This is a genomic window from Cellvibrio sp. ARAG 10.3 (assembly GCF_051846955.1).
Taxonomy (GTDB): Bacteria; Pseudomonadota; Gammaproteobacteria; order Pseudomonadales; family Cellvibrionaceae; genus Cellvibrio.
In genome coordinates, this window is the sequence record NZ_JBPYCU010000036.1 from 1 (window position 1) to 5,555 (window position 5,555).

The following is a 5,555-nucleotide window of genomic DNA, read 5'->3' on the forward strand; positions in this document are numbered from 1 at the left end:
AAAGAAAAAGCCCCGCCTGTGTATACAGACGGGGCTCGGGATTAAGAGCTTGACGATGACCTACTCTCACATGGGGAAACCCCACACTACCATCGGCGCTAAGTCGTTTCACTTCTGAGTTCGGTATGGGATCAGGTGGTTCCAACTCGCTATGATCGTCAAGCAAAGCGGTATGAAGGATTCCAGTCTTACCACCAGTCGGTGCGCTGTAGCTCTTCAAATAGGGTGGTGGATGTAAAGTCGTTGCTGTTACAGCGATGTGTCGGTATCTCGTAAAAGTCCGGATCACTCAATCGTTAACCAATCGATTCTGTTATATGGTCAAGCCGCACGAGCAATTAGTATCAGTTAGCTCAACGCCTCGCAGCGCTTCCACACCTGACCTATCAACGTCGTAGTCTTCAACGGCTCTTCAGGAGGCTTAAAGCCTCAGGGAGATCTCATCTTGAAGGAGGCTTCCCGCTTAGATGCTTTCAGCGGTTATCCCGTCCGAACATAGCTACCGGGCAGTGCCATTGGCATGACAACCCGAACACCAGAGGTTCGTTCATTCCGGTCCTCTCGTACTAGGAACAACTCTTCTCAAATCTCCAACGCCCACGGCAGATAGGGACCGAACTGTCTCACGACGTTCTAAACCCAGCTCGCGTACCACTTTAAATGGCGAACAGCCATACCCTTGGGACCGGCTTCAGCCCCAGGATGTGATGAGCCGACATCGAGGTGCCAAACACCGCCGTCGATGTGAACTCTTGGGCGGTATCAGCCTGTTATCCCCGGAGTACCTTTTATCCGTTGAGCGATGGCCCTTCCATACAGAACCACCGGATCACTATGACCTACTTTCGTACCTGCTCGACGTGTCAGTCTCGCAGTCAAGCTGGCTTGTGCCATTACACTAACCTCCTGATTTCCGACCAGGATTAGCCAACCTTCGTGCTCCTCCGTTACTCTTTGGGAGGAGACCGCCCCAGTCAAACTGCCCACCATACACTGTCCGCAACCCGGATTACGGGTCTACGTTAGAACCTCAAACATACCAGGGTGGTATTTCAAGGACGGCTCCATTGGGACTAGCGTCCCAACTTCAAAGCCTCCCACCTATCCTACACAAGTAGGTTCAAAGTTCAGTGCAAAGCTACAGTAAAGGTTCACGGGGTCTTTCCGTCTAGCCGCGGGAACACGGCATCTTAACCGCGATTTCAATTTCACTGAGTCTCGGGTGGAGACAGCGCCGCCATCATTACGCCATTCGTGCAGGTCGGAACTTACCCGACAAGGAATTTCGCTACCTTAGGACCGTTATAGTTACGGCCGCCGTTTACCGGGGCTTCGATCAAGAGCTTCGCCGAAGCTAACCCCATCAATTAACCTTCCGGCACCGGGCAGGCGTCACACCCTATACGTCCACTTACGTGTTTGCAGAGTGCTGTGTTTTTAATAAACAGTTGCAGCGGCCTGGTATCTTCGACTGCCAGCAGCTTACGGAGCAAGTCCTTCACCGCCAGCAGCGCACCTTCTCCCGAAGTTACGGTGCCATTTTGCCTAGTTCCTTCACCCGAGTTCTCTCAAGCGCCTTGGTATTCTCTACCTGACCACCTGTGTCGGTTTCGAGTACGGTCTCTTTTTACCTGAAGCTTAGAGGCTTTTCTTGGAAGCATGGCATCAACCACTTCGTGTTCCGAGGAACACTCGTCATCAGTTCTCGGCCTTAAGATCCCGGATTTGCCTAGGATCTCAGCCTACCACCTTAAACACGGACAACCAACGCCGTGCTGGCCTAGCCTTCTCCGTCCCCCCATCGCAGTAAAAAGAGGTACAGGAATATTAACCTGTTTCCCATCGACTACGGCTTTCGCCCTCGCCTTAGGGGCCGACTAACCCTGTCCCGATTAGCGTTGGACAGGAACCCTTGGTCTTCCGGCGGGGGAGTTTTTCACTCCCCTTATCGTTACTCATGTCAGCATTCGCACTTCTGATACCTCCAGCAAGCTTCTCAACTCACCTTCAACGGCTTACAGAACGCTCCCCTACCATGCAACAAGTTGCATCCGCAGCTTCGGTTACCAGTTTTAGCCCCGTTACATCTTCCGCGCAGGCCGACTCGACTAGTGAGCTATTACGCTTTCTTTAAAGGATGGCTGCTTCTAAGCCAACCTCCTAGCTGTCTAAGCCTTCCCACATCGTTTCCCACTTAACTGGTATTGGGGACCTTAGCTGGCGGTCTGGGTTGTTGCCCTCTTGACGACGGACGTTAGCACCCGCCGTCTGTCTGCCATGATTGCACTCCTCGGTATTCGTAGTTTGCATGGGGTTGGTAAGTCGGGATGACCCCCTAGCCCAAACAGTGCTCTACCCCCGAGGGTGAGACATGACGCGCTACCTAAATAGCTTTCGGGGAGAACCAGCTATCTCCCGGCTTGATTAGCCTTTCACCCCTATCCACACGTCATCCCCGTCTTTTTCAACAGACGTGGGTTCGGTCCTCCAGTAAGTGTTACCTCACCTTCAACCTGCACATGGATAGATCGCCGGGTTTCGGGTCTATTGCCAGCGACTGAACGCCCTATTAAGACTCGCTTTCGCTACGGCTCCCCTATTCGGTTAACCTTGCCACTGACAATAAGTCGCTGACCCATTATACAAAAGGTACGCCGTCACACCACGAAGGTGCTCCGACTGCTTGTACGCACACGGTTTCAGGATCTATTTCACTCCCCTCACAGGGGTTCTTTTCGCCTTTCCCTCACGGTACTGGTTCACTATCGGTCAGTTGGGAGTATTTAGCCTTGGAGGATGGTCCCCCCATGTTCAGACAGGATAACACGTGTCCCGTCCTACTCGATTTCATCATCTATACCTTTTCGTGTACGGGGCTATCACCCTGTATCGCCGCACTTTCCAGAGCGTTCCACTAAAGTAAAGATAACTTAAGGGCTGGTCCCCGTTCGCTCGCCGCTACTAAGGGAATCTCGGTTGATTTCTTTTCCTCCGGGTACTTAGATGTTTCAGTTCCCCGGGTTCGCTTCCTGCACCTATGTATTCAGTACAGGATACCTACCTTATGGTAAGTGGGTTTCCCCATTCGGACATGTTAGGATCAAAGCATGTTTGCCGGCTCCCCTAACCTTTTCGCAGGCTCCTACGTCCTTCATCGCCTCCAACTGCCTAGGCATCCACCGTGTGCGCTTAGTCGCTTGACCATATAACACAAGCGACTGCTTAACGATTATCAAGACTTTGCTTTCGCAAAGTTTACATGAGTATGATCGCCGGACTTTTGTGTAGAGATACACAATCGCCCATAATCAGCAATTTTTAACTTTACATTCCACCTTGTTAAAGAACATCTGGCGTAAAAACCAGTCAGTTGCTTTCTTTTACCTATCATCGATTGCTCGACAATCAAGACAGCAAGTGACTGACTTCTTCTTATTAACAGTGAAGTGGTGGAGCTATGCGGGATCGAACCGCAGACCTCCTGCGTGCAAGGCAGGCGCTCTCCCAGCTGAGCTATAGCCCCGTATCGGGAATTTTCGTCAAGCAGATGGACGGAAATTTGGTAGGCCTGGGCAGACTTGAACTGCCGACCTCACCCTTATCAGGGGTGCGCTCTAACCAGCTGAGCTACAGGCCTTTAAATCGTCAAGCTGCAAGTTAAGCATCAAGGTTGCTTGAGCTGCGCTTGCCGCTTAATGGCTTGTAGCTTGCAGATGTGACTTCACTGCTAATCCAGTTGATCAAGCAATGCGTGTGAGCACTTACAGAAGAGTGGCGATATCGTTTAAGGAGGTGATCCAGCCCCAGGTTCCCCTAGGGCTACCTTGTTACGACTTCACCCCAGTCATGAATCACACCGTGGTAACCGTCCCCCTTGCGGTTAGACTAGCTACTTCTGGTGCAACCCACTCCCATGGTGTGACGGGCGGTGTGTACAAGGCCCGGGAACGTATTCACCGTAACATTCTGATTTACGATTACTAGCGATTCCGACTTCATGGAGTCGAGTTGCAGACTCCAATCCGGACTACGAACAGTTTTATGGGATTAGCTCCACCTCGCGGCTTGGCAACCCTTTGTACTGCCCATTGTAGCACGTGTGTAGCCCAGGTCGTAAGGGCCATGATGACTTGACGTCGTCCCCACCTTCCTCCGGTTTGTCACCGGCAGTCTCCCTAGAGTTCCCGCCATTACGCGCTGGCAACTAGGGACAAGGGTTGCGCTCGTTACGGGACTTAACCCAACATCTCACGACACGAGCTGACGACAGCCATGCAGCACCTGTCTCAGAGCTCCCGAAGGCACCAATCCATCTCTGGAAAGTTCTCTGGATGTCAAGACCTGGTAAGGTTCTTCGCGTTGCGTCGAATTAAACCACATGCTCCACCGCTTGTGCGGGCCCCCGTCAATTCATTTGAGTTTTAATCTTGCGACCGTACTCCCCAGGCGGTCTACTTAGTGCGTTAGCTGCGCCACTAAGGCCTCAAGGACCCCAACGGCTAGTAGACATCGTTTACGGCGTGGACTACCAGGGTATCTAATCCTGTTTGCTCCCCACGCTTTCGCACCTCAGCGTCAGTATTGGTCCAGGGTGTCGCCTTCGCCACTGGTGTTCCTTCAGATATCTACGCATTTCACCGCTACACCTGAAATTCCACACCCCTCTACCATACTCTAGCTAGCCAGTTCTAACTGCAATTCCCAGGTTAAGCCCGGGGATTTCACAGCTAGCTTAACTAACCGCCTACGTGCGCTTTACGCCCAGTAATTCCGATTAACGCTTGCACCCTCCGTATTACCGCGGCTGCTGGCACGGAGTTAGCCGGTGCTTCTTCTGTGGGTAACATCAATTAACTCACGTATTAGGTGAATCACCTTTCTCCCCACTGAAAGTGCTTTACAACCCGAAGGCCTTCTTCACACACGCGGCATGGCTGGATCAGGGTTTCCCCCATTGTCCAATATTCCCCACTGCTGCCTCCCGTAGGAGTCTGGACCGTGTCTCAGTTCCAGTGTGACTGATCATCCTCTCAGACCAGTTACGGATCGTCGCCTTGGTAGGCCTTTACCCCACCAACTAGCTAATCCGACGCGGGCTCATCCAATAGCGAGAGGTCCGAAGATCCCCCCCTTTCCCCCGTAGGGCGTATGCGGTATTAGCAGCCGTTTCCGGCTGTTGTCCCCCACTACTGGGCAGATTCCCACGCGTTACTCACCCGTTCGCCGCTTTACTCAGCCCGAAGACCTTTCGCGCTCGACTTGCATGTGTTAGGCCTGCCGCCAGCGTTCAATCTGAGCCATGATCAAACTCTTCAGTTTAAATCTTGCATGGTGCCGATACCGCTGACACCACTTAAATTTTGCTCAAATACTCGTGAACGTAACATCATTCGTATGAATTGTCGGGTCACTTGCATTTGATAATCTTGCTGTCGCCGACTATCCCGCAAGTGCCCACACGCATTGCTTGATCGATCTGTTAAAGAACCGGCGAGGGCAGCGCCTCCAACCGTGGGATGCGAATTATACGCATCATTTGTTTCTTGGCAAGCAAA

Annotated in this window: 1 protein-coding gene, 2 tRNA genes and 3 rRNA genes; all 6 read right to left on the bottom strand. The window is 52.2% G+C overall.

Going from position 1 to position 5,555, the window contains the following annotated elements; genetic code table 11:
- Nucleotides 1–47: 47 nt before the first annotated feature.
- A 5S ribosomal RNA gene (rrf, locus tag ACSV5M_RS21305) occupies nucleotides 48–163 on the bottom strand.
- 154 nt (nucleotides 164–317) lie between these two features.
- Nucleotides 318–3,203 (bottom strand): 23S ribosomal RNA (locus tag ACSV5M_RS21310).
- Nucleotides 3,204–3,447: 244 nt separating this feature from the next.
- Nucleotides 3,448–3,523, bottom strand: a tRNA-Ala gene (locus ACSV5M_RS21315).
- 37 nt (nucleotides 3,524–3,560) lie between these two features.
- Nucleotides 3,561–3,637 (bottom strand) — tRNA-Ile (locus ACSV5M_RS21320).
- A 148-nt stretch (nucleotides 3,638–3,785) separates the two neighbouring features.
- Nucleotides 3,786–5,319: ribosomal RNA gene (locus ACSV5M_RS21325) — 16S ribosomal RNA — on the bottom strand.
- Together the 16S, 23S and 5S rRNA genes with 2 tRNA genes alongside form the textbook arrangement of a ribosomal RNA operon.
- Nucleotides 5,313–5,555: hypothetical protein (locus ACSV5M_RS21330; protein ID WP_439178866.1), on the bottom strand; the 243-nt coding region annotated here is incomplete at its 5' end. The genes ACSV5M_RS21325 and ACSV5M_RS21330, both read right to left, overlap by 7 nt.